The following is a 25,181-nucleotide window of genomic DNA, read 5'->3' as shown; positions in this document are numbered from 1 at the left end:
CCGCATCTTCTGGGGGAATAACTGATGCTCAATGGCCTGTGGCTTGGCTTCTTCATCGTGGCGGCCGTTTCAGCGCTGACGCAGTGGCTGGTTGGCGGTAACGCCGGGATCTTCTCGGCGATGGTGGAAAGCATCTTCGCCATGGCCAAGCTGTCGGTGGAGGTGATGGTGCTGCTGTTCGGCACTCTGACCCTGTGGCTGGGCTTTTTGCGGATCGCCGAGAAGGCCGGGATCGTCGACTGGCTGGCCAAGGCCCTGGGCCCGCTGTTCAGCCGCCTGATGCCGGAAGTGCCGCCGGGGCACCCGGCCATCGGCCTGATCACCCTGAACTTCGCGGCCAACGGCCTGGGGCTGGACAACGCCGCCACGCCGATCGGCCTCAAGGCCATGCGCGCCCTGCAGGACCTCAACCCCAGCGCGACCACGGCGAGCAACGCGCAGATCCTGTTCCTGGTGCTGAACGCCTCGTCCCTGACCCTGCTGCCGGTGACCATCTTCATGTACCGCGCCCAGCAAGGCGCCCCCGATCCGACCCTGGTGTTCCTGCCGATCCTGCTGGCCACCAGCGCCTCGACCCTGGTCGGCCTGCTGTCGGTCGCGGTGGTGCAGCGCCTGCGCCTGTGGGACCCGGTGGTGCTGGCCTATCTGGTCCCCGGTGCCCTGGTCCTGGGCGGCTTCATGGCCTTGCTGGCCACTCTGTCGGCCACCGCGCTGGCGTCGCTGTCGTCGATCCTGGGCAACCTGACCCTGTTCGGCCTGATCATGCTGTTCCTGGTGATTGGCGCGTTACGCAAGGTCAAGGTCTACGAGGCCTTCGTCGAGGGTGCCAAGGAAGGTTTCGACGTCGCCAAGAACCTGCTGCCGTATCTGGTGGCCATGCTCTGCGCGGTGGGTGTGTTGCGCGCCTCCGGGGCTCTGGACTTCGGCCTGGATGGCATCCGGCATCTGGTGGAGTGGGCCGGCTGGGACACGCGCTTCGTCGATGCCCTGCCGACGGCCCTGGTCAAACCCTTCTCCGGCAGCGCCGCGCGGGCCATGCTGATCGAAACCATGCAGACCCAGGGCGTGGACAGTTTCCCGGCGTTGGCCGCGGCGACGATCCAGGGCAGTACCGAAACCACCTTCTACGTGCTGGCGGTGTACTTCGGTTCGGTCGGCATCCAGCGCGCGCGCCATGCCGTCGGTTGCGCCTTGCTGGCCGAGCTGGCTGGCGTGGTGGCGGCGATTGCGGTGTGCTACTGGTTCTTCGGCTGATCGCGAGCAAGCTCGCTCCTACAAGGACGATAAAAATCCTGTAGGAGCGAGGCTTGCCCGCGATGCGGCCGTCAGCGTCTGACCAGCTGACTGCCCTGTTTCACCGTCCACTCCACCACCTGCCGGTTCAAGGCATCCCCCGCCTGACCAAACCCGGCGACCACCGCCGGCACCTTGGTATCGTTCAGCGGCTGGCGCACTTCGAAGCGCTGGCTGGCCAGGATCTTCTGGTCGTAGCCGCGCACCAGGCGCGCATCCAGGCGGATCACCACCGCCACAGCCTTGCCCTGGTATTCGCTCTGGAATGCCTGCAGGTTGCCGCCCAGTTCAAGATCGGTCTGTACATCGCTGTCATCGGTGCCCAGCAGCTGCACCCGACCGTCGGCGAGGAATCCGTCCAGCAGCCGATTGCGCAGCAGCACCGGCGCCGGATCGCTCCAGCGCGCGTCCTTGTAGCTGCTGATCACATCGCCCTGGGGGATCACAGCGATTCTCGCGCTGTTCAAGGCGTCGCTCGCCAGGGGTTTGGTCAGGCGCAGGGACCAGGGCTGTGCGTGGCCCTGAGGCTGGGCTGTGGCGCTCTGGGCCGTGGGCAGGCGATAGATATCCACCGGATCGGCCTGGGGCAGGATCGAGCAGGCGCCACTCAAGGCGAAGCCGGCGGCCAGGACCAGCCGGCCGAATGGGCGATAGGCACGTTTCATGGCGTGAACTCCTTGTTCTTGTCACTGCCCAGCAGGTAGCCGCTGGGGTTGGCTTCCAGGCGACGCGAAATGGCCCGCAGCGAGCTCAGGGTGTCGCGCAGCTCGCGCACGGCCGGCGCCAGGCCATTGAGGCCCTGGATGCCGTTGTTCAGCGAGTCCTGGTTGTCGGTCAGCAGTTTGTTGATGGTGGCGCTGCTCTGTTCCAGCGATTGCATGGCTTGTTCGGCGCTGCCGAACATCTGCTTGCCCTGCTCGTTGAGCAGGCCGTTGGCGTTGCGCATCAGCGCGGTGGTCTGTTCCAGGGTGGCGCTGGCCTGCTTGCCGATGGAGGCCAGCTGCTGCATGGCCTGGCGCACGTCGCCGCGCTGTTCGGCGATGGCCCCGGTGGTCTGCTCCAGGTGTTCGAGGGTGTTGCTGATGCGCTCGACGTTGTCTGGCGAGAACATGCCGTTGGCGTTGTGCAGCAGCAGGTTGACGCTGGTCATCAGGTCATCGCTGTTGTTCAGCAGGCGGGCGATCGGCGAAGGCGAAGCGACGATCAGCGGCAGCTTGCCGTCCTTGCCCTGGAGCGGCTGGCTTTGCGGAGTGCCGCCGCTGAGCTGGATGATCGAGGTTCCGGTGATACCGGTCAGGGCCAGCTTGGCCTGGGTGTCTTCCTTGATCGGGGTTTCGCCGCTCAGGCGGACCCGCGCCAGGACCCGGCGCGGGTCCTTCGGGTCGAGGCGCAGGCTGATCACATCGCCGACCTTGATCCCGCTGTACTGCACGGAGCTGCCTTTGGACAGGCCGCTGACGGCCTCGTTGAACACGACCTCGTAGTCCTTGAACTCCGTGTCGACGCTGGACTTGGCCAGCCACAGGCCGAACAGCAGGGCGCCGACCACCACAATCACGGTGAACAGGCCGATCAGTACATGATGGGCTCGGGTTTCCATGTCATACCTCGTTGAGCTGTGTAGCGGCCTGATATGCCGCGCGGCCGCGAGGGCCATGGAAGTACTCGTGAATCCAGGCGTCGTCGGTCTCGGCAACCTGGTCGATGGCATCCGCCACCAGCACCTTTTTCTGCGCCAGCACCGCCACCCGGTCGGTGATGGTGTACAGCGTATCCAGGTCGTGGGTGACCAGGAACACGCTCAGGCCCAGGGCGTCACGCAGGGTCAGGATCAATTGGTCGAACGCCGCGGCGCCGATCGGGTCGAGGCCGGCGGTGGGTTCGTCGAGGAACAGGATGTCCGGGTCCAGGGCCAGCGCCCGGGCCAGGGCGGCGCGCTTGATCATGCCGCCGGACAGCGAGGCCGGGTATTTGTCGGCCGCCGACAGCGGCAACCCGGCCAGCGCCAGCTTCACCGCCGCCAGGTGCTCGGCGTCGGCGCGGCTCAGGCCGGCATGCTCGATCAGCGGCAAGGCGACGTTTTCGGTCACGGTCAGCGACGAGAACAGCGCGCCCTTCTGGAACAGTACGCCGAAGCGCCGTTCGATCAGCGAGCGTTCATGTTCCGCCAGGCTCGGCAGGTTCTGCCCGAACACCCGCACCGAACCTTCGCTGGGCTGGCGCAGGCCGATGATGCTGCGCAGCAGCACCGACTTGCCGCTGCCCGAACCGCCGACCACGGCGAGGATCTCGCCCTTGTACAGGTCCAGGTCGAGGTTTTCGTGCACGCTCTGCGGGCCGAAACGATTGCACAGGCCGCGGACTTCGATCACCGCCTCGGCGGGCGGACGGGTTGAACGGTTCACCAGCCCATCTCCATGAAGAACAGCGCGGCGACGGCATCGAGGACGATCACCACGAAGATCGATTGCACCACGCTGGACGTGGTGTGGGCGCCCACGGACTCGGCGCTGCCGCTGACCTTGAAGCCTTCCAGGCAGCCGATGGCGGCGATCAGGAAGGCGAAGATCGGTGCTTTGACCATGCCCACCAGGAAGTGCTGCACGCCAATGTCCGATTGCAGCAAGGCGAGGAACATCGCCGGCGAGATATCCAGCGACAGCGCGCAGACCACCCCGCCACCGACTATCCCCGAGAGCATCGCCAGGAAGGTCAGCATGGGCAGCGCCACCAGCAGCGCCAGGACCCGGGGCAGCACCAGCAGCTCCATCGGGTCCAGGCCCAGGGTGCGGATGGCGTCGATCTCTTCGTTGGCCTTCATCGAGCCGATCTGTGCGGTGAAGGCGCTCGCGGTCCGCCCGGCCATGAGGATCGCCGTGAGCAGCACGCCGAACTCTCGCAGGAAGGAGAACGCCACCAGGTCCACGGTAAAGATGCTGGCGCCGAAACTCTGCAGCACCGTGGCGCCGAGGAAGGCCACCACGGCGCCCACCAGAAAGGTCAGCAAGGCGACGATGGGCGCGGCGTCGAGGCCGGTCTGCTCGATATGCGCGACCATCGGCGTGATGCGCCAGCGCTTGGGACGCAGCAGGCCACGGACCAGGGTTTCCAGGATCAGGCCGACGAAACCCAGCAGCTTCAGGCTGTCTTGCCAGATGGCATCAACCGCCTTGCCGATCCGTGTCAGCAACAGGATGCCGACCGATATTTCCGGCTCCTTGAGCGGCACGCAGAAGTCGCTCAGCGAGCAGTAGACGGTCTGCAGCAGCGCGCGGTCGGCCGAAGACAGGGTGCAGTCGGGGTGTTCGGTGGACTTGCCGAGACGCTCGGAGCCCAGCAGCTCGACCAACAGCGAGGCGCCCGCGGTATCCAGGGCGCCGAGGCCATTGAGGTCGATGTGGGTGCTGCTGTCGTACTGCCCGGTGAGCTTTTCGCAGAGGTGCTTGAGCTCGGTGTAATGGACGAGCGTCCAGTCCCCCGTGACTCGCAACCGCGAGGGGGAACTCGACGTATCCAATTGGGCACTGCCGGCCGTCGTGCTCTGAGTCATAAGCTCCGTGCTTGTATGGTTTTTACGCAGTGCTACGTAATACCACGATCGAGACGACTTTGCCTTGTACTAAGGTGCTGTGTTTTGTCCGTTGGTGCCGGTGATCTTGAAGCGCAGCACGCCGATCACCTGCCCGTCTTCGGTCAGCACCCGGACCTGCCAGCTGCCGGTCGGATCGCCGGGGAAGTTCTGCTTGTGCGACCAGGCGCGGTAGCCCTCCTTGCGCCCGCCGTGGATGTCCAGGGCCACCCGGTCGACCTCTTTGCCGTTGAATTGCCAGACGTGATAAATGCGCTCGTCCAGCCCGCGCGGCGCATTGATCGCGGTGTAGGCATACAGCCCGGTGCTGCGCACATCGTTGGCGCTGACCACCTTGAGGCTGGCGCCGGGGGTGCGGTCCTGCAACTGGGTGCTGATGGCTTCCTCGGCGATCCACAAGGTCGCCGGCGGAACCCAGGAGCGCAGCAGCCAGCCAGTGCCGCCGATGGCCAGGGTCATGCCCAGCAGCATCAGTGCGCCGCGCAGGTTGCGGATCGGGAAGATCGACGCGAGGCTGGGGAACGACAGCAGCATGGCGATGCCCAGGGCCAGCTTGAAGCTCTGCGCGGTGGTCAGGTGCAGGATGATCGGTAGCGCGGTCAGCAACGCGGCGAACAGCGTCAGGGTGTGCAGGGCGAGGAACAGCCAGCGCCGTGGGGCCAGCCATTTGTAGTACAGCGGGTCGATGATCGAGACCAGCGCCGAGGCGCCCAGCAGGCCGGTGAATACCAGCTGCCCGCTGTTCCAGGCGGTGGTGATGAAGAAGAACGGCAGGACGAAAAACAGGCTTTCCTGGTGAATCATCTGCGTTGCGTAACGCAGCAGCGGCTGGGGAATTTCCCGCTTGAAGATCTTGGTGAACAGCTGGGTCAGGCTGTTTTCCAGCATCAGCCAGATCCAGCTCACCAGCATGATCACGGCGATCCAGGTGGCCAGGCCCTGTTGGCGGTCCACCAGGATGAAACTGCCGACACCGGAAATGAAACCGCCGAGCGCAATGACCCCTGGGTAGCGCTTCATCAGTTCCAGGATGCGCTGCATGTAATGAGTCAGGTTTGGCATTCGGCGATCACACTAGAAAAAAATCCCCGACAGAATAACGGTTTAGCGTGACAAAAGACGCATCAGCCACGGATTCGTTGGCGATAAGCGCGCCAGCCGAACAGCGCCAAAACAATCAATAGCAGGGCGCCGAGGAGCAACCCGCTCAAGGACGCGTAGCTCAGCAGCGGTTTTTCGATCCGCAGATAACCGGGCTGCTCCAGCAGCTTGCGCATGGCCAGGTTGGCCTGCTTCAGGCTGACGGCTTTCAGGCGCTTGGCCGGGTCGCTGAAACGCCCGTCCGCGTAGTCGCTCAAGGCGCCCCAGTAATAGTCCGCCAGGGCGCTGTTGCCCTGCACCGCCCAGGCCTGGCGGGCAATGGCGGCCTGTTGCAGACGGGCGAAGGTAGCGGGCTCCAGGCCGTCCTTGAGCAGTTGTGTCTTGAGCTCATCGATCGCCTGTCGGGCCTGGGGCAGGTCCGCGCGTTCCAGGTCGGCATTCAGGCTGAGAAAGCCGACGCCGCCGAACACCTCGCGTTCGCTGTTCGGTCCGTAGGACAGCTCGTGCTGCAGGCGCAGCTTCTGGTACAGCGCCCAGTCCAGGTAATCCTTGAGCAGATCGAAGGTTTCATCGTGCTGCCGGTCGAGGGTCGGCTCGGGGAACAGCCAGTGCAGTTTGGCGCTGTCGCCGACCCAGCCGTGGATCAGGCTGCGCTCGGCGGCGGCTGTTTGTTGGATATTCGGCAGGCCTTGGTGCTCGCTGGGTTCCACCGGCTCCAGCGCACCGTAGCTGCGCTCCAGGTAGGCCGGCAACAGGCGGTCAAGGTCACCGACGACGATCAGGGTCATGTTGTTCGGCGCGTACCAGTCCTTGCGCAGTTGCTCCAGCTGTTCCAGGGTCAGTTGGTCGACTTCGGCCCGTTCGGCGCACTTCAGGCCCAGCTCCACCGCCAGCTGATTGCTGGCGGTGTGGCCCAGGTCCTGGCGGTCCAGCCAGCGCTGCAGGTGCGAGTAGTGCCCGCCGTCCTCGCGCTCGACCACCCGTTTCGCCGTTTGCAGGGCGTTGTCGTCGAGTTCGGTGCGGGTCAGCAGGGCCAGCAGCAGGTCCAGCACCTTGCGCTGGTTTTGCGCCGGGGCCTCGATGACGAAGGTGGTGTCGGCGTTGCTGGTGTAGGCGTTCCACTCGCCGCCCAGGGCTTGCATGCGTTCCTCCAGCCCGCCTTCGCCGCTGGCGTCGATGCCGCTGAACAGCAGGTGTTCGAGCAGGTGCGGCAGCTCCTTGTCGGCGCAGCCGAAGTCGTCCAGCCCTACCCCGACCACCAGGCGAATCGCTACGTGGCCGCGCTCGTTGCCCGGCTTGAGCAGCAGCTGCAGGCCGTTGGGCAGCATGTAGCCCTCGACCTGGAAGCGATCCAGGGCAAACGAATGGGCTGATCCGAGCAGCAGGCAGGCGAATAACAGGCAACGCATAACAGGCTTCCTTACGACGGGCGTAAGTTCAACAGACTTCGAGTAACTCTGGACGTTCAGGGTGAATGGGTGATGTCAGCCATATCGTCCACGGCGAGCGCGCCGGTTTCGGACGTTCCCAGCACCACGTAGGCGCTGCCGCAGAACAGCGAATTCAAGCGTTTCATATCGGCGATCAGCTCCAGGTGCAGCGAACTGGTCTCGATGCTCTGGACGATTTTACGTTGCAAACGGCTGACATGGGCATGGGCCAGGCGACGTTCCTGAGCGCGAAAGCGGCGTTTTTCCCGCAGCAACTGCCGGGCGCTTTCAGGATCGGCGCTGAGAAACACCGAAAGTCCGAGGCGCAGGTTGGCGATCAGCTGTTCATGCAGGCCGGCCAGTTCTTCCAGGCCGACTTCGGAAAAGGAGCGGCGTTGCGCGGTCTTCTGCTGCTGGACCTTGCGCAGCATGCGTTCGATCAGGTCGCTGGCCAGTTTCAGGTTGATCGCCAGTTCGATGATCTCGGCCCAGCGCCGGCTGTCCTGTTCGCCGAGGTCTTCCCGGGGCATCTGCGCCAGGTAGAGTTTGATTGCGTTGTAGAGCACTTCGACGTCGTCGCTGAGGTTGCGCATTTCCTGGGTGATCGCGGTCTGCTTGCCGTGCAGCACATCGCGCATGGCCTCGAGCATGTTATCGATCAGGTCGCCGATGCGCAGGGTTTCCCGCGCCGCGTTGGCCAGGGCCAGGCTGGGGGTGGTCAGGGCGGTCGGGTCGAGGTGGCGAGGCTTGGCCCGGCCGTTGGTTTCCGGGCGCTCCGGCAGCAGCCAGGCACAGACCTTCGCCATCGGTTCGACCGTCGGCAGCAGCACCAGGCAACGCAGGGTGTTGTAGAGCAGGTGGAAACCGATCACCACCTCTTGCGGGCTGAAGTCCAGACTGTCCATCCAGTGGGCGAGCGGGTCGAGCACCGGAATGATCAGCAGCAGGCCGATCAGCTTGTACAGCAGGCTGCCCAGCGCCACCTGGCGGCCGGCGGCGTTCTGCATGTTGGTGCTGAGAAAGGCCAGCACCCCGCTGCCGATGTTGGCGCCGATCACCAGGCCGATGGCCACTGGCAGGCTGATCACACCGGCCCCGGCCAGGGTCGCGGTGAGCAGCACGGCCGCCAGGCTGGAGTAGGAAATCATGGCGAACAGCGCGCCCATCAGGGCGTCGAGCAGGATGTCGCCGGTCAGCGAGGCGAACAGGACTTTCACGCCCTGGGCATGGGTGATGGGCGCGGCGGCTTCGACGATCAGTTGCAGCGCCAGGATGATCAGCCCCAGGCCGATCCCTACCCGCCCGAGCTGGCCGGCGCGGGTCTGTTTGCGCGACAGGAAGAAGATCACCCCGAGAAAGATCAGCAGCGGCGACAGCCAGGACAGGTCGAAGGTCAGCACCCGGGCCATCAGCGCGGTACCGACGTCGGCGCCGAGCATGGTCGCCAGGGCGGGTGTCAGCGCCATCAGCCCCTGGCCGACGAACGAGGTCACCAGCATCGCCGTGGCGTTGCTGCTCTGGACCATGGCGGTGACGAGGATCCCGGCGACGAAGGCCAGCGGACGCTTGGCCATGTTCTGGCTGATGAGGTGACGCAGGTTCGAGCCATAGACCCGCAGGATGCCGGTGCGGACGATATGCGTGCCCCAGATCAGCAAGGCCACGGCGGACAGCAAATTGAGCAGGGTGAGCATAACGGCCCCCTGTGGTGAATAGCGCCCCAGAGGGGCAAGTTAACGGTGCCGCGCGTCGTTCTACGTTCTGTACTTAAGCTGTAGTTGGCTAACGGTCTGTGCGCCAGCATCGCATAGCTGATGCGGCGATTGAAACAAAACTGTCATAAAGAAAGCGGCTTTTCGCGGGCGTGAAAAAGGGGCTCGAAAGCCCCTTTTTGTGTTGCGCTCTCGGGTTATTGACCCGGGATGTCCTTGCGCAGTTTCACCGGGTCCTGCTGCTTTTTCTTTTTCGCGATGGCGGTGCGCATCTTGATGTTGATCGCCTCCACCGCCAGCGAGAAGGCCATGGCGAAGTAGACGTAGCCTTTTGGTACGTGCACTTCGAACGCCTCGGCGATCAGTACGGTACCGACCACCAGCAGGAACGACAGCGCCAGCATCTTCAGCGACGGGTGCTTGTCGATGAACTCGCTGATGGTGCCCGAGGCCAGCATCATCACCAGTACCGCGACGATGATCGCAGCGACCATGACCGGCACATGGGAGACCATGCCGACCGCGGTGATCACCGAGTCCAGGGAGAACACGATGTCGATGATCGCGATCTGGATGATGGTGTAGAGGAAGTTGCCGCCCTTGCCGCTTGGCTCATCGGCGGTTTCGTCCTCGCCTTCCAGGGCGTGGTACATCTCCTGGGAGCTTTTCCAGAGCAGGAACAGGCCACCGAAGAACAGGATCAGGTCACGCCCGGAAATACCCTGGTCGAAGACCACGAACAGGTCGGCGGTCAGGCGCATGACCCAGGTGATCGACAGCAGCAGGAGGATCCGCGTGATCATGGCCAGCGCCAGACCGAAAATCCGGGTCCGTGCCTGCATGTGTTTGGGCATGCGGCTGACCAGGATCGAGATCATGATGATGTTGTCGATACCCAGGACGATTTCCAGGGCGGTCAGGGTAAAGAAGGCAACCCAGATTTCCGGGTTGGTCAGCCATTCCATGTGTATTCCTTTGAGCGAGTGTTGTACCGCGCCAGTCGAGATTTCAGAGAGCGAAGTCTAGCGGCCGACGCGGTGAGTCATTGCTTTTTATAGAGTGCTGAACAGCGGAAAAATCCCCATCAGCAAGGCGGCGAACATTATGCACAGGCAAACCAGTACTGCCCACTTGAGGGTGAAGCGCTGGTGATCGCCGAACTCGATACCGGCCAGGGCTACCAGCAGGTAGGTGGATGGTACCAGCGGGCTGAGCAAGTGGACGGGTTGGCCGACGATCGAGGCACGTGCCATTTCCACCGCGGTGATGCCGTAGTGACTGGCAGCCTCGGCGAGAACGGGCAGCACGCCGTAATAGAAGGCATCGTTGGACATGAAGAAGGTGAACGGCATGCTCACCAGCGCGGTGATCACCGCCAGGTACGGGCCCAGTGCATCCGGAATCACTGCCAGCAGGCTCTTCGACATGGCGTCGACCATGCCGGTACCGGACAGGATGCCGGTGAAGATACCGGCGGCGAAGATCAGCCCGACCACTGCCAGTACGCTGCCAGCGTGGGCCGCGACGCGGTCCTTCTGCTGTTGCAGGCACGGGTAGTTGACGATCATCGCGATACTGAAGGCCACCATGAACAGCACCGGCAGCGGCAACAGGCCGGCGATCAGTGCGCACATCAGGGCGAAGGTCAGGGCACCGTTGAACCAGATCAGCTTCGGACGGCGGGCATCCGGGAACTGCGAGACGCTGATTTCGCTGTGGTCGATCTCGTCGCCCTGCAGGTGCAGTTCACCCAGGCGCGCACGTTCGCGCTTGCCGTACATGTAGGCGATCGCCAGGATCGCCACCACGCCGGCCAGCATCGCCGGGATCATTGGCACGAAGATGTCCGACGGGTCGACATGCAGCGCACTGGCGGCACGGGCGGTCGGGCCACCCCAGGGGGTCATGTTCATCACGCCGCCGGCCAGGATGATCAGGCCGGCCATGATCCGCGGGCTCATGCCGATGCGGCTGTACAGCGGCAGCATGGCTGCCACGCAGATCATGTAGGTGGTGGCGCCGTCACCGTCCAGGGACACCACCAGCGCGAGCACGGCGGTACCGACCGAGACCTTGAGCGGGTCACCCTTGACCAGCTTGAGGATCTTGCGCACGGCCGGGTCGAACAGGCCGGAGTCGATCATCAGGGCGAAATACAGGATGGCGAACATCAGCATCACGCCGGTCGGCGCCAGCTTGGTGATGCCTTCGAGCATCATCGGGCCGATCTTCGGGGCGAAGCCGCCGAACAGCGCGAACAGGATAGGAACGATGATCAGAGCGATCAGCGCGGACAGGCGCTTGGTCATGATCAGGAACATGAAGGTGATGACCATGGCGAAGCCAAGGAAAGTCAGCATGGGAATACTCCAGGCGTAGCGCGGCTAGGGAATGGCGAACCGGATGGGGTCAGCGCAGAACGGGAAGCGCGGGACGGGCTGGAGGAAGCGGGGCGAAAAGGCGGGTACGAACGGACATCAGAATCACCATTGTTGTTGTTAATTGGGCCTGGAGGCGTGAAAAAACACCCATTGGCCAACCGGTCTGTTGCCGGCAGTGGAGGCGATCCTAATCGCGGAAGCTTTCAGCTACCTTTCGTTGTAGAAAGCAATGATCGGATGTGTCGCGAGCCGACGTGCGGTTAAAAAACAACCAGATTGACCTGCCGGCGGAGTTTTCCGCTGGCCCGGCCATTCGATGGGAGGTCCTTGTATGAGCCTGTTGCATACCGGCGGTTGCCACTGCGGCCAGCTGCGTTATCAGTTCAGTGGGCCACTGCGCGATATCGCCCATTGCCATTGTTCGATCTGCCGGCGGGTCAGCGGCGGCCTGGTGACCACCTGGATCACCCTGCCCCGCCCGGCCTTTCAGTGGCTGGCCGGGACGCCGGGGTGTTACCACTCCTCGCCCGGCTGCGCGCGGTACTTCTGCCCGAACTGCGGTGCCCATCTAGCGTTGGTCACCCAACTGAGCCCGGACAGCATCGATGTGACCATCGCCACCCTGGATCATCCGGAGCTGGCAGCGGCCGAGCGGCATATCTGGACCGACAGCCGTTTGCCCTGGCTGCACCTGGATGAGCAGTTGCCGGGAGAGGCCGAGGAGACGTTGTAAGGTTGTGGGATCGCTTTGCGGGCAATGCGTCCTTGTAGGAGCGAGGCTTGCCCGCGAAGCTGTTGGCGTCAGGGCAGCTCGAGCCCGCCCGCGGCCCTGTGCAAGGCCCGCAAATGTTCGCCCAGCTGTTTCAGGTTGGCTTCGTTGGCGGCGATTTCGGCGGCGCGGTTCGGTTCCAGCAAGGCCCGTACTTCCTTGTCCAGATCGCCGGTCAGGGCCTGCAACTGTTTCTGGCGCAGGCTGCTTTCCGATTCCAGGCGTTGCCATTCGCTCGGCTGCGGCAGGCCGTAGCCGCTGCTACCCAGCAATTCGGCCGGGCGGCTGAGGAAGCCGCTGTTGGCGAGGATTTCCTGCAGAGTCTTGTTGGCCTTGTCCATGCCGCCGTTCTGCAGGTCGCGGGCCCCCAGGTAACGCTGTTTGACCTCGTCCTGGGCCAGCAACAGCTGGCGCCGGAAGCTCGCCTGTTCGAGCAGCAACAAGGCAGCGCTGGTGCGCAGGTCTGCCTGGCCGAACCACTGGCGGCGCTCCGCGGCGCTCAGGGACAGCCAGTCTTCGACGCTGTTCTGTTTGATCGGCAGGTGCTTTTTCAACACCTCGAACATCGCCTGGTAACGGTCGCGGAAGGAGTCGAAGCGATACCCCAGGCGCAAGGCTTCGCGAGGATCGTCCAGTACGCTGGTGTCGGCCAGGCCGCGGCCCTTGAGCACTTCCAGCAGGCCGTTGGGCATGATGCTGTCGAGCCCGGTGAGCTGGGCATTGTTGCTGCCGCTGCGCAGCAGCTTCAGGCTTTCCACTGCGCAGTTATTGGACAGGAAGTAATAGTTGCCGTCGTAGCTCCAGTGCATCTCGGCGGCACGCTCGACCACCTCTTCGATCTCGTTGCGTGACAGGTTCAGCGGCACCGAGGCCAGGCTGCGCAGCTCGGTCTTGGTGTATTCATCGATGACCTGGGCCAACGGCAGGATAAACAGGCGGGACGGGTATTTGCCGACCAGGCCATCCCAGCTCGACAGTTGCACGTCACCGACAAAGGCGCGATAGGACAGCACCAGGTGCTGCTCGAGGTCCAGCCGGCAATCCGGCCCACGCGGCCGGCCGGGCGCGCAGATCACCAGGCGCAACATGCTGTGCCCCCAGCGGCTGACCCAGTTCTGGTTGGCCTCGGCCAACAGGTAATCCACGGCATAGACCCGCTCCGGGTCGACCTTGCCCAGCGGCTGTTTGGCGAAGTCGTTGCCGGCGTTGAGAAAGGCGAAGGACTGGGTGCAGGTGTCCTTGGCCTTCGGCGCCCAGCCGAAGTGTTCCTGGTAATAACGGTACAGCGCCGGCCGGCGGCAGGCGTAGCTCGGGTCCAGGAGGAAGTACTCCATGTTCACCGCGACAAACTCTTTCGGGTTGGTCGTTTCGTAGATATCCGGGCTGCGGGCGACCTGGCGGTTGTACTGCTCGCGCTCGCCCCGGCGGCCGACGTATTGCGGCCAGCCGGCGAGGTCGAGCAGGCGCGGGTCGTCGCTGAGGGTGAAGCGGCGCGCGGTCTGGCCGCGGCACTGGTCTGGCAACCCGATCAGGCCCGAGGCGCTGTTCTGGCGGCTGCAACGCTGGATCAGCGTGCGTTCGGCGCCCGACCACAGGCGCGAACGGTCATAAATATGGGTGAGTTCATGCAGCACGGTGGCGAGCATTTCCCGGCGCACGGTGCCATGGGGGCGATGGGTTTTCTGGGTGGCCGCGCTGCCGTCGGTGAGGCCGGCCAGCAGTTTGCGATTCAGGTCGAGTTCGTCGACCAGCGATGCCTGGCCATAGGCGTTATGAGGCATGTCGTCGGTCCAGCCGACATCGATGCGACGGTCCAGTTGCTCGATGAAGCGCGGCGGCAGCGCTTGCATCGCTTCATCCAGCAGCGCCTGGCTGGCGTGCTGCTGCTCCGGGCTCAAGCCTTCGGTCTTGAGCCGCAGTTGCAGGTCGGCCTGAGCGCTGTTGCCCAAGAGTAACAGCGCTGCACCCAGCAGCCAGGCAGCGAGCGGCCTCACAGTGCGAGGATGGCTTCGGCGAGAACCTGATCACTGGCGTCGCGGGCTTCCGGCACGCGGTTACGCAAGGTATCGAAGGCGGCTTCCAGCTGGGCGCCACGAATATCGCCGTCGCTGGCGACGAAGCTGGCGGCGTCGTCATGAGCGGCTCGCACGATTTTCGAGTCGCGGATGGAGGTGGTGGTGTCCGAGGTGAAATCGATGGTACGACCAAAGGCTCGAACGATGATGTTACTGGTGGCTACCAGGGTTTGCGCCTGGGCCACATCAGCCAACAGCAACAGGCCAAGGGTGGCAGCAATCAGCGGGCTACGCATGGAACGACTCCGGGATGACAGGGATATTTATTGGACGAGAATTGCCTGCGCCAGTTCAAGGTCGCCGGCATGAAGTTGTGGCTGGGTTTTACGCAGGTATTTCAGGGCTGATTCCAGCCGGGCTCCGCGCAGGTGGCCGTCAGTGGCAACGAACGCCGCGGCATCATCTTGGGCAGCCAGTACGCGTTTGTTGTCGAACGGTGCGGAGGTCACCTTGCTGGTGGCGTAGCCAGTGATGACCAGGCCTTGTGTGCTCAGGTCGAAAGCGGCGGCCGAGCCAGTCCAGCACAGGGCAATCAAGGAAGGGACGGTAAGCAAGGTGGAAAAACGCATGAGTCTCGACAGCTGAAAAACCAGCGACAAGGCTAGCGCAATGCCCGGGCGAGAGCCAGCGCCCAGGGTTTCGGGTGCGTTGGGCGCACCCGTCACCGGACCGGCGGTCAGATCGTCAGGATGGCCTGAGCGAGCTGGGCGTCGGTGGCGCTCAGTTGTGGCAACTGTTGGCGGATGTGGTCAAACGCGCTTTCCAGTTTCACACCGCGAATGGCGCCTTCGGTGGCGACAAAACTGGCGGCGTCGTCACGAGCGGCGCGCACGATTTTGTCGTCACGGAACGAGGAGGTGACATCGGAAGTCGCATCGGAAGTGGCCTTGAGTGCGCCGACTACCGCGTCGGTGGTGACGATAAAGCTGGAGGCGTGGGCGTTGGAGGCCAAGGCCAGCAAGGCAGCAGCGCTGAGCAGGCGAAGACGGGACATAGGTAAAACTCCTTGATAACAGATAGGGTGGTGCTGAGTGGGCACCGGGTAGCCACTGCGGGGCAGATGAATCAGACGCCCCTTCAGGAAAATCGCTATCCACTACGGGATATTAGGCCCACCCCATCTGTTCGAATAGCCCTCTTCTGCTGTCCTGGTGCGAACTAGCGCCAGAAGGGCTTATCCAGTTCGGCCATGCGATCACTGTGGCTGATACCTACATCGGATAATTGCTGATCGTTGAGCCCTGCCAGCACACGACGTGTTCGGGCGTTCTGCTGCATCTGGCACAAGGCGCGGAACAAGCGTTTCCACACGCTTATCTGAGGATGGGAAAAGCTGAGAGGTGCGATACGTCCTGGTATGTGGTTCATGGTGCGGTCCTTTCGGCAGGCCGAAGTCAGGGACTTGGGACACCATGTTGCTATTCCCGCAGGCACGTATACAGATACACCAGTGTGAAATTGTACTGGTCCAGATCTATTTATTTTTGAACTGTACCTGTCTGGTCTTACCCCTTCTGTACCGGCTGCTTCCAGCATTGCTAGGCCTTAAACGACAAAACCCGTCGCGGTTGCCCGCGACGGGTTTTGTTTTTTCAATTCGGGGTGCTGGCGGTGGACCCGGTGGGTCAAGGCCAGCGACGCTAACTTAGCGCCAGAACGGCTTGCTCAGCTCTTCGTAACGTTGAGCTTCGCTGATACCTGCGTCAGCCAGCAGACGCGAATCCAGGCGAGCCAGTTGGTGGCGGCTGGAGATGCGGCGCTGCCACAGCATCAGGTTGGCGAGAACGCGCAGAGGCATGGAGGCCTGGGTTTTTGCAGCTTTGTCTTCAAAGAACAGTTCGGAACTGAGTGTACGTTCCATGGTGTGCATCCTTCCGCTTGTGGCGGGATTAGGTAGTGGTTTAACTGGTGCCCATGATCCTCCTCTCGCGCCAGTCTCTGTAGATACAGTTCATCTGTATTGTGAGGGACCAGTTAACTGTTTATAGGTGCTGTACTGTTCGGAAATGATGCAACTGTACCTGTCAGCACCATTTAGGTGCGTTTCAAGGTGTTTTCTCGAAAAAGGCGGGGATTGGAGAGGGTAAAAGACCGGTACAGTAGTACAGTTTTTTAAGGTTTCTTGAAGGGTGTCGATGGGCTGACGCAACTGTGCTTGCGTCAGCCATCGACTGTACCCATCACACGGCGAGCATGCGCCCGGTTTCTTCCAGGTTCATGTGCCAGCGCAGGGCATCGCGCAGGATGTGCGGCGTGTGGCCGCCCAAGGCGCAGGCTGCGGTGAAGTAGTCATTCAGGGGCTGGCGATAGTCCGGGTGTACACAGTTGTCGATGATCACCCGTGCCCGCTCCCGTGGCGCCAGGCCGCGCAGGTCGGCCAGGCCGACTTCGGTCACCAGGATGTCGACGTCGTGTTCGGTGTGGTCGACGTGACTGACCATCGGCACCACGCTGGAAATTGCCCCGCCCTTGGCGATGGACTTGGTGACGAAGATCGCCAGGTGCGCGTTGCGCGCGAAGTCCCCCGAACCACCGATGCCGTTCATCATCCGCGTGCCGCAGACGTGGGTGGAGTTGACGTTGCCATAGATGTCGAACTCCAGGGCGGTGTTGATGCCGATGATGCCCAGGCGACGCACCACTTCCGGATGGTTGGAGATCTCCTGCGGGCGCAGCACCAGCTTGTCCTTGTAACGCTCCAGGTTGCCGAACACATCGGCATTGCGCCGGCTCGACAGGGTGATCGAACTGCCCGAGGCGAAGCTCAGCTTGCTGGCGTCAATCAGGTCGAAAGTCGAGTCCTGCAGCACTTCGGAGTACATGGTCAGGTCTTCGAACGGCGACTCGATCAGGCCGCACATCACCGCGTTGGCGATATTGCCGATACCCGCCTGCAGCGGGCCGAGCTTGTTGCTCATGCGTCCAGCGTCCACTTCCTGCTTGAAGAAGTTGATCAGGTGGTTGGCGATCCCCTGGGTCTCGCTGTCTGGCGTCGAAACGGTGGATGGCGAGTCCGCCTGGTTGGTGATGACGATGGCGACGATCTTCTCCGCCGGGATCGGGATGGCGGTGCTGCCGATACGGTCGTCGACCTTCACCAGCGGGATAGGCGTGCGGGTCGGCCGGTAGGTCGGGATATAGATGTCGTGCAGGCCTTCCAGGTTCGGGTTGTGCGCCAGGTTGATCTCGACGATCACGTGCTTGGCGAAGATCGCGAAACTGGCGGAGTTGCCCACCGAGGTGGTCGGCACGATATGGCCCTGCTCGGTGATCGCCACGGCTTCGATGACGGCGATGTCCGGCAGCTTGAGCTGCTGGTTGCGCAGTTGCTCCACGGTTTCCGACAGGTGCTGGTCAATGAACATCACCTCGCCGGCATTGATCGCCTTGCGCAGGGTGCTGTCGACCTGGAACGGCATGCGTCGGGCCAGGACACCGGCCTCGGTGAGTTGCTTGTCGAGGTCGTTGCCCAGGCTGGCGCCGGTCATCAGGCTGATTTTCAGTGGGGTTACCTTGGCGCGCTCGGCCAACGCATGGGGCACGGCCTTGGCTTCGCCGGCGCGGGTGAAACCGCTCATGCCGACGGTCATGCCGTCCTGAATCAGAGCGGCAGCGTCAGCGGCGCTCATCACCTTATCCAACAACGAAGGCAAGCGGATACGATCACGGTACATGGATTGTTATCTCGGGCAGCGGAAGCAAGATGCGCAGTCTAGTGATTTCAAAAAAATTCGTCCCGCTACCAAGGTCGAATGAAAGGCCGCGATTTAGAGCCTTTTGTCGGGTTTGTGCGGGAAATAAAAAACCCCAGCCTACTAAAGGCTGAGGTCTTGGGTGTTGCGCTGGAGCAGGTTTTACTCGACGGCTTTGACCATGTCTTCGATGACTTTCTTGGCGTCGCCGAACACCATCATGGTCTTGTCCAGGTAGAACAGTTCGTTGTCCAGGCCGGCATAGCCGCTGGCCATCGAACGCTTGTTGACGATGACGGTCTTGGCTTTGAACGCCTCGAGAATCGGCATGCCGGCGATCGGCGATTTCGGATCGTTCTTCGCCGCCGGGTTGACCACGTCGTTGGCGCCGAGCACCAGCACCACGTCGGCCTGGCCGAACTCGGAGTTAATGTCTTCCATCTCGAACACCTGGTCGTACGGCACTTCGGCTTCGGCCAGCAGTACGTTCATGTGGCCGGGCATGCGCCCCGCTACCGGGTGGATCGCGTACTTCACGGTCACGCCACGGTGTACCAGTTTCTCGGTCAACTCCTTCAGTGCGTGCTGTGCCCGCGCGACCGCCAGGCCGTAACCCGGAACGATGATCACGGTGTCGGCGTTGGTCAGCAGGAAGGTCGCGTCGTCGGCCGAGCCGGACTTCACCGGACGGGCCTCTTGCGCGCCCGCCGGGCCGCCAGCGTCGGCGGTGTTGCCGAAGCCGCCAAGCAGTACGTTGAAGAACGAACGGTTCATCGCCTTGCACATGATGTACGACAGGATCGCACCGGACGAACCCACCAGGGAGCCGGCGATAATCAGCATCGAGTTGTTCAGCGAGAAGCCGATCCCCGCCGCTGCCCAGCCCGAGTAGCTGTTGAGCATCGACACCACCACCGGCATGTCGGCGCCGCCGATCGGGATGATGATCAGCACGCCCAGCACGAAGGCCAGGACCAGCATCAGGGCGAAGGCGCTGAGGTTGCCGGTGAACATGAAGGTCACGCCCAGGCCCAGGGTCGCCAGGCCGAGAATCAGGTTCAGCTTGTGTTGGCCGCCGAACTGTACCGGTGCGCCCTGGAACAGGCGGAACTTGTACTTGCCCGACAGCTTGCCGAAGGCGATCACCGAACCGGAGAAGGTGATGGCACCGATGGCCGCGCCGAGGAACAGCTCCAGGCGGTTACCGGCCGGAATCGAATCGCCCAGCTGTTTGACGATGCCCAGGGACTGTGGCTCGACCACGGCGGCGATGGCGATGAACACCGCCGCCAGACCGATCATGCTGTGCATGAATGCCACCAGCTCCGGCATCTTGGTCATTTCCACGCGCTTGGCCATGATCGAACCGGCGGTGCCGCCGATCAGCAGGCCGACGATCACGTAGCCAATGCCAACGGTCGCCAGTTCCGCGCCGAGCTTGAACACCAGGCCGACGGTGGTGACGATTGCCAGAGCCATGCCGAGCATGCCGAACAGGTTGCCGCGACGCGAGGAGGTCGGGTGCGACAGGCCTTTGAGGGCCTGGATAAAGCAGATCGACGCGATCAGGTAGAGCGTCGTTACCAGATTCATGCTCATTACTTGGGCGCCTCTTCTTTTACGGCTTTCGGGGCTTTTTTCTTGAACATCTCAAGCATGCGGCGGGTTACCAGGAAGCCGCCGAACACGTTGACCGCGGCCAGGGCCACGGCCAGCGTGCCCATGGTCTTGCCCAGCGGCGTCACGGTCAGGGCGGCGGCCAGCATGGCGCCGACGATCACGATCGCTGAAATGGCGTTGGTTACCGCCATCAGCGGTGTGTGCAGTGCGGGTGTAACGTTCCAGACCACGTGATAACCGACATAAATCGCCAGCACGAAGATGATCAGGTTGTAGATACCGGGGGAGATAAGCTCTTCCATCGTCTGAATCCCTGCTTAGGCGTTTTTACGGATGACTTGGCCGTCGCGGCACATCAGGCACGCGGCGACGATGTCGTCTTCTAGGTTGACCTCGAACTGACCTTCTTTGGTGAAGACGAGCTTCAGGAAGTCCAGCAGGTTGCGGGCGTACAGCGCCGAGGCGTCGGCAGCGACAGCACCGGCCAGGTTGGTCGGGCCGACAATGGTCACGCCATTCTCGACGACCACCTGGTCCGCCACGGTCAGCGGGCAGTTGCCGCCCTGGGCCGCAGCAAGGTCGACGACCACCGAGCCTGGCTTCATCTGGGCCACGGTTTCGGCGCTCAGCAGTACTGGCGCCTTGCGGCCTGGAATCAGGGCGGTGGTAATCACGATGTCGGCCTGCTTGGCGCGTTCGTGCACGGCCTGGGCCTGGCGCTGCATCCAGCTGGCAGGCATCGGGCGCGCGTAACCACCGACACCGACGGCGCATTCGCGCTCTTCATCGGTCTCGTAAGGCACGTCGACGAACTTGGCCCCCAGGGATTCGATCTGTTCCTTGACCGCCGGACGCACGTCCGAGGCCTCGATCACGGCGCCCAGGCGCTTGGCGGTAGCGATGGCCTGCAAACCGGCAACCCCGGCACCGAGAATCAGCACGCGAGCGGCTTTCACGGTGCCCGCGGCAGTCATCAGCATCGGCATGAAGCGCGGGTAATAGTGGGCAGCCAGCAGCACCGCCTTGTAACCGGCGATGTTGGCTTGCGAAGACAGCACATCCAGGCTCTGAGCCCGCGAGGTACGTGGCGCTGCTTCCAGGGCAAAGGCGGTGATGCCGCATTCGGCCATCTTGGCAATGGTTTCATTGCTGAACGGATTGAGCATGCCCACCAGAACGGTGCCGCTTTTGATCAGGGCCAGCTCACTGTCGCTGGGAGCCACGACCTTGAGAATCAGCTCCGCGCCGAATGCATCGTTGGCGCTGCCAATGGTTGCACCTGCCGCTTCATAGGCACTGTCGACAACACTGGCGTTGATGCCGGCGCCGCTCTGCACAGTGACTTTATGACCCTGGCCGATCAGTTTCTTGATGGTTTCCGGGGTTGCAGCAACCCGTGTTTCACCCGTTTGGGTCTCGAGAGGAACACCAATGTGCACGTCAAATCTCCTGCGTGATCTTATTGCTTTCGATCTTTTTTAGAAGGCCAGCGCACTACGGATGGTGCAGCTGGGGCGGCCGATCAGCACGATCCCGCCAGAATCAAGGCGGGGCGCGGCATTTTGCAGGCGAACATTACGCCCTTCAAGGGATTATGAGGGGTGACGGAAAATTAACTACAAGTCACCCCGTGACCGAATGTCGCAAGGGTAGGGCTCAATCCCTTGTAAGCCGTGCCTTGTAAGGATTTCGACGAAAAATAAAACATTTTTCACATTGCTCATGTGAATGAACGTTTATGGCCCTAAAAAAGCCCTACAAGCCGCGTGGTTAGGCGCTTATAGGACGGTTGTTCCGCTTATCGATACAGTCTGTCTGAATGCGACATTTAGTTATATCTGTAGTGTTTTGTTTTTTCTGACTACGAGGTCAGCTTGTCGCCCTGCCCTGCTATTTCTCAAGGCTGTAGCTCTGTGCCTGCTCCACCAGCCAATCGCGAAAAGCCCGTAAAGACGCTGATTCCACCTTGCGCTCGGGAATCATCAGGTAATACGCCTTGATACTCGCCAGTGCTTCGGGGTTGGCGATCACCAGACGCTTTTCCCTCAGCTCCCGTTGAATAAGGAATGGCGGGATCAGAGCGATACCCATGTCGTGCATGGCGGCCTGCGCCAGCATGGAGAATAGTTCGTAACGCGGGCCTGTCATGTCTCGCGGGATATTCAGGTGCTGTGAGTTGAACCATTGCCGCCAGGCATAGGGGCGCGTGGTCTGCTGTAGCAGCGGCAGCTCGGCGATTTCTTCGGCGCTTAGCCGGGTGTGGTTGCCCAGGGTTGCGGGGCTGCACACCGGCATCGGGTTTTCTCCCATCAGGCGATGGGACTGGGTGCCCGACCAGTCGGCGTCACCAAAGTAAATCGCGGCGTCGAAGTCGGTATCGGCGAACAGGAAAGGCTGGGTGCGGTTGGTCAGGTTGACCGTGACTTCCGGGTGTCGCTGCTGAAAATCCTTGAGTCGGGGCAACAGCCATTGGGTGCCAAAGGTCGGGACCACCGCCAGCTCGATGACATTGGCGCCCTGCTGGCCCATGACAGAAAGCGTGTCGCGTTCCACCGCGTCCAGTTGGGTGGCCACGCGGCGGCTGTAGGAGAGCCCGGCTTCGGTCAGCTTGACACCGCGTCGGGAGCGGCGGAACAGTTCGACCCCGAGAAACTCTTCCAGGCTGGCGATTTGTCGGCAAATAGCACCTTGCGTCAGCGAAAGCTCCTGCGCCGCCTTGGTAAAGCTCTCGTGACGTGCCGCAGCTTCGAAGCTGATCAGGGCGGCAGTGCTGGGGATCTTTCTGCGCATGTACGGCAATCTCACTAATGGAATCGTTAAAAGCCGCTTACGGCTGTTACGGAGTGAGAAATTAGCACAACAGTATGCGAAATCCTCGTTTGCCGCGCCCGCAAAGCCGGCCTAGGATCAACCCACGAACGTTGACCTACTTCACGAGGACTCACTCATGGGCGGTAAAGCAAGCTTCAACTGGATCGATCCCCTTCTGCTGGATCAACAGCTCACTGAAGAAGAGCGCATGGTGCGCGACAGTGCCGAGCAGTTCGCTCAAGGCAAGCTGGCGCCGCGTGTGCTCGAAGCTTTCCGTCATGAAAAGACCGACCCGGCGATCTTCCGCGAAATGGGCGAAGTCGGCCTGCTGGGTGCCACCATCCCCGAGCAGTATGGCGGCAGCGGTCTGAACTATGTCTGCTATGGCCTGATTGCCCGTGAAGTGGAGCGTGTGGACTCCGGCTACCGCTCGATGATGAGCGTGCAGTCCTCCCTGGTGATGGTGCCAATCAACGAATTTGGCACCGAAGCCCAGAAGCAGAAGTATCTGCCGAAGCTGGCTTCCGGCGAGTGGATCGGCTGCTTCGGCCTGACCGAGCCCAACCATGGCTCCGACCCGGGCGCGATGATTACCCGTGCTCGTAAGGTGGATGGCGGTTACAGCCTGACTGGCAGCAAGATGTGGATTACCAATAGCCCGATCGCTGACGTATTCGTGGTGTGGGCCAAGGACGATGCCGGCGATATCCGCGGCTTCGTACTGGAGAAAGGCTGGAAAGGTCTGAGTGCTCCGGCGATTCACGGTAAGGTCGGCCTGCGCGCTTCCATCACCGGCGAAATCGTCATGGACAACGTCTTTGTGCCGGAAGAGAACATCTTCCCGGACGTGCGTGGCCTGAAAGGTCCGTTCACCTGCCTGAACTCTGCCCGCTACGGCATTTCCTGGGGCGCTCTGGGTGCGGCCGAATTCTGCTGGCACACCGCTCGCCAATACACCCTGGATCGTCAGCAATTCGGTCGCCCGCTAGCGGCTACCCAACTGATCCAGAAAAAACTGGCAGACATGCAGACCGAGATCACCCTCGCCCTCCAAGGCTGCCTGCGTCTGGGCCGGATGAAGGATGAAGGCACGGCGGCGGTTGAAATTACCTCGATCATGAAGCGCAACTCTTGCGGCAAGTCGCTGGACATCGCTCGCATGGCTCGCGACATGCTGGGTGGTAACGGCATCTCCGACGAGTTCGGTATCGCCCGTCACCTGGTCAACCTGGAAGTGGTGAATACCTACGAAGGGACCCATGACGTCCATGCGCTGATCCTGGGGCGCGCGCAGACCGGCATCCAGGCGTTCTACTAAATAGGAGAACGACCATGGGCGCGTTATCTCATTTGCGGGTGCTGGACTTGTCGCGAGTGCTGGCCGGGCCTTGGGCCGGTCAGATCCTGGCGGACCTGGGGGCCGAGGTGATCAAGGTCGAGCGTCCGGGCAATGGTGACGATACTCGCGCCTGGGGGCCGCCTTTCCTCAAGGACGCTTATGGCGAGAATACGACGGAGGCTGCCTATTACCTGTCGGCCAACCGCAACAAGCAATCGGTGACCATCGACTTCACTCGACCGGAAGGTCAGCGCCTGGTGCGCGAACTGGCGGCCAAGTCCGACATTCTGATCGAGAACTTCAAGGTTGGCGGTTTGGCGGCCTATGGGTTGGACTACCAGTCGCTGAAGGCGCTCAACCCTGACCTGATCTATTGCTCCATTACCGGCTTCGGCCAGACCGGGCCTTATGCCAAGCGTGCCGGCTACGACTTCATGATCCAGGGACTGGGCGGGCTGATGAGCCTGACCGGGCGTCCTGAGGGCGACGAAGGCGCCGGGCCGGTGAAGGTCGGGGTGGCGTTGACGGATATCCTGACGGGGCTGTATTCGACTGTGGCGATTCTTGCCGCGCTGGCGCATCGGCAGCACAGCGGTGGTGGGCAGCACATCGATATGGCGCTGCTGGATGTGCAGGTTGCGTGTCTGGCCAACCAGGCGATGAATTACCTGACCACTGGAGTCGCTCCCAAGCGCCTGGGTAATGCCCACCCGAATATCGTGCCTTATCAGGACTTTCCTACGGCGGATGGCGATTTCATCCTTACCGTGGGGAATGATGGGCAGTTCCGCAAGTTTGCCGAGGTGGCGGGCCAGCCGCAGTGGGCGGACGATCCGCGCTTTGCGACTAATAAGTTGCGGGTTGCCAATCGGGCGCTGCTGATCCCACTGATTCGTCAGGCCACTGTGTTCAAGACCACCGCTGAGTGGGTCACCCAGTTGGAGCAGGCAGGGGTGCCTTGCGGCCCTATCAACGACCTGGCGCAGATGTTCGAGGATCCGCAGGTCAAGGCGCGCGGGTTGGCGATCGAGCTGCCCCATGCGTTGGCCGGGCTGGTGCCTCAGGTGGCGAGCCCGATCCGTCTCTCCGAAACGCCGGTCGAGTACCGTCATGCTCCTCCTCTATTAGGAGAGCATACCGCCCAGGTTCTGCAGCGGGTGCTGGGGCTTGAGCTTGAGTCCGTGGATGCCTTGCGAGCCTCAGGCGTGCTGTGAGTGCGCTCTTCTATATAGAGAGCAACTGACCCCTTCTATATATGGGGTCTGAAAACACCCCTTTTGGGGTGTTTTCAGGTTTATTCATAGTAAAAGCAAATTAGGGGTTGACGGCAGATTCTACAGGTCTATAATTCGCCCCACTTCCGGCGCAG

Annotated in this window: 24 protein-coding genes; 4 read left to right on the top strand and 20 right to left on the bottom strand. The window is 62.3% G+C overall.

From position 1 onward, the window contains the following. Positions 1-24 precede the first annotated feature (24 nt). Positions 25-1,254, top strand: coding sequence for a nucleoside recognition domain-containing protein (locus tag J4D52_RS06700; protein WP_025806806.1), 1,230 nt, complete (start codon positions 25-27; stop codon positions 1,252-1,254). Positions 1,255-1,325: 71 nt separating this feature from the next. Here the strand turns inward: J4D52_RS06700 and J4D52_RS06695 are convergent, their stop codons facing one another. The 9 genes from J4D52_RS06695 to J4D52_RS06655 all read right to left on the bottom strand — a co-directional run bounded on the left by J4D52_RS06695 (position 1,326) and on the right by J4D52_RS06655 (position 11,485). After that, positions 1,326-1,958 (bottom strand): ABC-type transport auxiliary lipoprotein family protein, encoded by a 633-nt coding sequence (locus tag J4D52_RS06695; protein ID WP_102676285.1) that lies wholly within the window; start codon positions 1,956-1,958, stop codon positions 1,326-1,328. After that, complete coding sequence (locus tag J4D52_RS06690) at positions 1,955-2,893, bottom strand: MlaD family protein (RefSeq protein ID WP_102676284.1); 939 nt, start codon at positions 2,891-2,893, stop codon at positions 1,955-1,957. Before J4D52_RS06690 ends, J4D52_RS06695 begins: the two co-directional genes overlap by 4 nt. A gap of 1 nt (position 2,894) precedes the next feature. Next, on the bottom strand, positions 2,895-3,698 hold the full coding sequence (locus J4D52_RS06685) for an ABC transporter ATP-binding protein (protein ID WP_007924271.1): 804 nt from the start codon (positions 3,696-3,698) through the stop codon (positions 2,895-2,897). After that, complete coding sequence (locus tag J4D52_RS06680) at positions 3,695-4,843, bottom strand: ABC transporter permease (RefSeq protein WP_063433622.1); 1,149 nt, start codon at positions 4,841-4,843, stop codon at positions 3,695-3,697. Before J4D52_RS06680 ends, J4D52_RS06685 begins: the two co-directional genes overlap by 4 nt. A 69-nt stretch (positions 4,844-4,912) precedes the next feature. Beyond that, complete coding sequence (locus tag J4D52_RS06675; RefSeq protein WP_025806801.1) at positions 4,913-5,944, bottom strand: DUF5924 family protein; 1,032 nt, start codon at positions 5,942-5,944, stop codon at positions 4,913-4,915. 62 nt (positions 5,945-6,006) lie between these two features. Beyond that, complete coding sequence (locus J4D52_RS06670) at positions 6,007-7,392, bottom strand: pitrilysin family protein (protein ID WP_102676283.1); 1,386 nt, start codon at positions 7,390-7,392, stop codon at positions 6,007-6,009. 56 nt (positions 7,393-7,448) lie between these two features. Beyond that, complete coding sequence (locus J4D52_RS06665) at positions 7,449-9,107, bottom strand: Na/Pi cotransporter family protein (RefSeq protein ID WP_102676282.1); 1,659 nt, start codon at positions 9,105-9,107, stop codon at positions 7,449-7,451. Positions 9,108-9,322: 215 nt separating this feature from the next. Continuing rightward, positions 9,323-10,090, bottom strand: a complete 768-nt coding sequence (locus J4D52_RS06660) for a TerC family protein (RefSeq protein ID WP_025806798.1) — start codon at positions 10,088-10,090, stop codon at positions 9,323-9,325. An 87-nt stretch (positions 10,091-10,177) separates the two neighbouring features. Continuing rightward, positions 10,178-11,485 carry a CitMHS family transporter gene (locus J4D52_RS06655; protein ID WP_007924260.1) on the bottom strand — a complete coding sequence of 436 codons (1,308 nt, stop codon included), beginning with the start codon at positions 11,483-11,485 and terminating at the stop codon, positions 10,178-10,180. Between the two features lie 352 nt (positions 11,486-11,837). On the opposite strand from J4D52_RS06655, the gene J4D52_RS06650 reads away from it, so the two are divergent. Continuing rightward, positions 11,838-12,239 carry a GFA family protein gene (locus J4D52_RS06650; protein WP_025806796.1) on the top strand — a complete coding sequence of 134 codons (402 nt, stop codon included), beginning with the start codon at positions 11,838-11,840 and terminating at the stop codon, positions 12,237-12,239. A 68-nt stretch (positions 12,240-12,307) separates the two neighbouring features. Here J4D52_RS06650 and J4D52_RS06645 read toward each other — a convergent pair whose 3' ends face one another. The 11 genes from J4D52_RS06645 to J4D52_RS06595 form a co-directional block, all read right to left on the bottom strand. Beyond that, a complete protein-coding gene (locus J4D52_RS06645) occupies positions 12,308-14,269 on the bottom strand; it encodes a DUF4105 domain-containing protein (RefSeq protein ID WP_025806795.1) in 1,962 nt (653 codons plus the stop codon). After that, complete coding sequence (locus J4D52_RS06640) at positions 14,266-14,586, bottom strand: DUF2388 domain-containing protein (RefSeq protein WP_009046300.1); 321 nt, start codon at positions 14,584-14,586, stop codon at positions 14,266-14,268. The genes J4D52_RS06645 and J4D52_RS06640 overlap by 4 nt, the downstream gene beginning before the upstream one ends. A 27-nt stretch (positions 14,587-14,613) precedes the next feature. Further along, on the bottom strand, positions 14,614-14,919 hold the full coding sequence (locus J4D52_RS06635; protein ID WP_025806794.1) for a DUF2388 domain-containing protein: 306 nt from the start codon (positions 14,917-14,919) through the stop codon (positions 14,614-14,616). 107 nt (positions 14,920-15,026) lie between these two features. Further along, positions 15,027-15,344, bottom strand: coding sequence for a DUF2388 domain-containing protein (locus J4D52_RS06630; RefSeq protein ID WP_009046302.1), 318 nt, complete (start codon positions 15,342-15,344; stop codon positions 15,027-15,029). A gap of 164 nt (positions 15,345-15,508) precedes the next feature. Then, positions 15,509-15,718: a DUF1127 domain-containing protein gene (locus J4D52_RS06625; RefSeq protein ID WP_169915331.1), complete on the bottom strand. Its 210-nt coding sequence runs from the start codon at positions 15,716-15,718 to the stop codon at positions 15,509-15,511. A gap of 277 nt (positions 15,719-15,995) precedes the next feature. Further along, on the bottom strand, positions 15,996-16,211 hold the full coding sequence (locus tag J4D52_RS06620) for a DUF1127 domain-containing protein (protein WP_009041553.1): 216 nt from the start codon (positions 16,209-16,211) through the stop codon (positions 15,996-15,998). 319 nt (positions 16,212-16,530) lie between these two features. Beyond that, entirely contained in the window at positions 16,531-18,024 is a 1,494-nt protein-coding gene (locus J4D52_RS06615; RefSeq protein WP_102676281.1) for an acetyl-CoA hydrolase/transferase family protein, read from the bottom strand. A 180-nt stretch (positions 18,025-18,204) separates the two neighbouring features. Continuing rightward, positions 18,205-19,641: an NAD(P)(+) transhydrogenase (Re/Si-specific) subunit beta gene (locus J4D52_RS06610; RefSeq protein WP_016703896.1), complete on the bottom strand. Its 1,437-nt coding sequence runs from the start codon at positions 19,639-19,641 to the stop codon at positions 18,205-18,207. Further along, positions 19,641-19,964 (bottom strand): NAD(P) transhydrogenase subunit alpha, encoded by a 324-nt coding sequence (locus J4D52_RS06605; protein WP_003187010.1) that lies wholly within the window; start codon positions 19,962-19,964, stop codon positions 19,641-19,643. Before J4D52_RS06605 ends, J4D52_RS06610 begins: the two co-directional genes overlap by 1 nt. A gap of 15 nt (positions 19,965-19,979) precedes the next feature. Beyond that, entirely contained in the window at positions 19,980-21,101 is a 1,122-nt protein-coding gene (locus tag J4D52_RS06600) for a Re/Si-specific NAD(P)(+) transhydrogenase subunit alpha (RefSeq protein WP_016703895.1), read from the bottom strand. Positions 21,102-21,552: 451 nt separating this feature from the next. Continuing rightward, entirely contained in the window at positions 21,553-22,452 is a 900-nt protein-coding gene (locus J4D52_RS06595; protein WP_063433632.1) for a LysR family transcriptional regulator, read from the bottom strand. Between the two features lie 157 nt (positions 22,453-22,609). Here J4D52_RS06595 and J4D52_RS06590 point away from each other — a divergent pair, with 157 nt between their 5' ends. Together J4D52_RS06590 and J4D52_RS06585 are read left to right on the top strand one after the other, a co-directional pair. Continuing rightward, on the top strand, positions 22,610-23,791 hold the full coding sequence (locus tag J4D52_RS06590; RefSeq protein WP_025806792.1) for an acyl-CoA dehydrogenase: 1,182 nt from the start codon (positions 22,610-22,612) through the stop codon (positions 23,789-23,791). 14 nt (positions 23,792-23,805) lie between these two features. Further along, on the top strand, positions 23,806-25,026 hold the full coding sequence (locus tag J4D52_RS06585; protein ID WP_102676280.1) for a CaiB/BaiF CoA-transferase family protein: 1,221 nt from the start codon (positions 23,806-23,808) through the stop codon (positions 25,024-25,026). The last annotated feature ends 155 nt before the right edge of the window (positions 25,027-25,181 follow it).

Source organism: Pseudomonas sp. GW460-12-10-14-TSB1 (genome assembly GCF_017349775.1).
Taxonomy (GTDB): domain Bacteria; phylum Pseudomonadota; class Gammaproteobacteria; order Pseudomonadales; family Pseudomonadaceae; genus Aquipseudomonas; species Aquipseudomonas piscium.
This window is presented reverse-complemented; position numbering and strand designations above follow the sequence as displayed.

Bases quoted from the DNA above. Each gene is read 5' to 3' on its own strand.
- J4D52_RS06700 (WP_025806806.1), top strand. From the start codon at position 25: ATGCTCAATGGCCTGTGGCTTGGCTTCTTCATCGTGGCGGCCGTTTCA.
- J4D52_RS06695 (WP_102676285.1), bottom strand. From the start codon at position 1,958: ATGAAACGTGCCTATCGCCCATTCGGCCGGCTGGTCCTGGCCGCCGGC.
- J4D52_RS06690 (WP_102676284.1), bottom strand. From the start codon at position 2,893: ATGGAAACCCGAGCCCATCATGTACTGATCGGCCTGTTCACCGTGATT.
- J4D52_RS06680 (WP_063433622.1), bottom strand. From the start codon at position 4,843: ATGACTCAGAGCACGACGGCCGGCAGTGCCCAATTGGATACGTCGAGT.
- J4D52_RS06675 (WP_025806801.1), bottom strand. From the start codon at position 5,944: ATGCCAAACCTGACTCATTACATGCAGCGCATCCTGGAACTGATGAAG.
- J4D52_RS06670 (WP_102676283.1), bottom strand. From the start codon at position 7,392: ATGCGTTGCCTGTTATTCGCCTGCCTGCTGCTCGGATCAGCCCATTCG.
- J4D52_RS06665 (WP_102676282.1), bottom strand. From the start codon at position 9,107: ATGCTCACCCTGCTCAATTTGCTGTCCGCCGTGGCCTTGCTGATCTGG.
- J4D52_RS06660 (WP_025806798.1), bottom strand. From the start codon at position 10,090: ATGGAATGGCTGACCAACCCGGAAATCTGGGTTGCCTTCTTTACCCTG.
- J4D52_RS06655 (WP_007924260.1), bottom strand. From the start codon at position 11,485: ATGCTGACTTTCCTTGGCTTCGCCATGGTCATCACCTTCATGTTCCTG.
- J4D52_RS06650 (WP_025806796.1), top strand. From the start codon at position 11,838: ATGAGCCTGTTGCATACCGGCGGTTGCCACTGCGGCCAGCTGCGTTAT.
- J4D52_RS06640 (WP_009046300.1), bottom strand. From the start codon at position 14,586: ATGCGTAGCCCGCTGATTGCTGCCACCCTTGGCCTGTTGCTGTTGGCT.
- J4D52_RS06635 (WP_025806794.1), bottom strand. From the start codon at position 14,919: ATGCGTTTTTCCACCTTGCTTACCGTCCCTTCCTTGATTGCCCTGTGC.
- J4D52_RS06630 (WP_009046302.1), bottom strand. From the start codon at position 15,344: ATGTCCCGTCTTCGCCTGCTCAGCGCTGCTGCCTTGCTGGCCTTGGCC.
- J4D52_RS06625 (WP_169915331.1), bottom strand. From the start codon at position 15,718: ATGAACCACATACCAGGACGTATCGCACCTCTCAGCTTTTCCCATCCT.
- J4D52_RS06620 (WP_009041553.1), bottom strand. From the start codon at position 16,211: ATGGAACGTACACTCAGTTCCGAACTGTTCTTTGAAGACAAAGCTGCA.
- J4D52_RS06615 (WP_102676281.1), bottom strand. From the start codon at position 18,024: ATGTACCGTGATCGTATCCGCTTGCCTTCGTTGTTGGATAAGGTGATG.
- J4D52_RS06610 (WP_016703896.1), bottom strand. From the start codon at position 19,641: ATGAGCATGAATCTGGTAACGACGCTCTACCTGATCGCGTCGATCTGC.
- J4D52_RS06605 (WP_003187010.1), bottom strand. From the start codon at position 19,964: ATGGAAGAGCTTATCTCCCCCGGTATCTACAACCTGATCATCTTCGTG.
- J4D52_RS06595 (WP_063433632.1), bottom strand. From the start codon at position 22,452: ATGCGCAGAAAGATCCCCAGCACTGCCGCCCTGATCAGCTTCGAAGCT.
- J4D52_RS06590 (WP_025806792.1), top strand. From the start codon at position 22,610: ATGGGCGGTAAAGCAAGCTTCAACTGGATCGATCCCCTTCTGCTGGAT.
- J4D52_RS06585 (WP_102676280.1), top strand. From the start codon at position 23,806: ATGGGCGCGTTATCTCATTTGCGGGTGCTGGACTTGTCGCGAGTGCTG.